Annotated in this window: 1 rRNA gene; it reads left to right on the forward strand. The window is 53.6% G+C overall.

Annotation, left to right across the window (positions count from 1 at the left end):
* Nucleotides 1–1,083, forward strand: a 23S ribosomal RNA gene (locus AB3U87_RS21940); the annotation flags it as partial.

Below are 1,083 nucleotides of genomic sequence, written 5' to 3' on the forward strand. Positions count from 1 at the left end.
TGTGGGTTCGAAGAGTAGGGCGGGACACGTGATATCCTGTCTGAAGATGGGGGGACCATCCTCCAAGGCTAAATACTCCTGACTGACCGATAGTGAACCAGTACCGTGAGGGAAAGGCGAAAAGAACCCCGGCGAGGGGAGTGAAACAGAACCTGAAACCGTGTACGTACAAGCAGTGGGAGCCTTCTTAATGGGGGTGACTGCGTACCTTTTGTATAATGGGTCAGCGACTTATATTCTGTAGCAAGGTTAACCGTATAGGGGAGCCGCAGGGAAACCGAGTCTTAACTGGGCGTTAAGTTGCAGGGTATAGACCCGAAACCCGGTGATCTAGCCATGGGCAGGTTGAAGGTTGGGTAACACTAACTGGAGGACCGAACCGACTAATGTTGAAAAATTAGCGGATGACCTGTGGCTGGGGGTGAAAGGCCAATCAAACCGGGAGATAGCTGGTTCTCCCCGAAAGCTATTTAGGTAGCGCCTCGTGAACTCATCTTCGGGGGTAGAGCACTGTTTCGGCTAGGGGGCCATCCCGGCTTACCAACCCGATGCAAACTGCGAATACCGAAGAATGTTATCACGGGAGACACACGGCGGGTGCTAACGTCCGTCGTGAAGAGGGAAACAACCCAGACCGCCAGCTAAGGTCCCAAAGTCATGGTTAAGTGGGAAACGATGTGGGAAGGCACAGACAGCCAGGATGTTGGCTTAGAAGCAGCCATCATTTAAAGAAAGCGTAATAGCTCACTGGTCGAGTCGGCCTGCGCGGAAGATGTAACGGGGCTAAACCATGCACCGAAGCTGCGGCAGCGACACTATGTGTTGTTGGGTAGGGGAGCGTTCTGTAAGCCGTCGAAGGTGGACCGTGAGGTCTGCTGGAGGTATCAGAAGTGCGAATGCTGACATAAGTAACGATAAAGCGGGTGAAAAGCCCGCTCGCCGGAAGACCAAGGGTTCCTGTCCAACGTTAATCGGGGCAGGGTGAGTCGACCCCTAAGGCGAGGCCGAAAGGCGTAGTCGATGGGAAACAGGTTAATATTCCTGTACTCGGTGTTACTGCGAAGGGGGGACGGAGAAGGCTAT

The sequence above is a fragment of the Erwinia plantamica genome (assembly GCF_043420595.1).
In the GTDB taxonomy this organism is placed as follows: domain Bacteria; phylum Pseudomonadota; class Gammaproteobacteria; order Enterobacterales; family Enterobacteriaceae; genus Erwinia; species Erwinia aeris.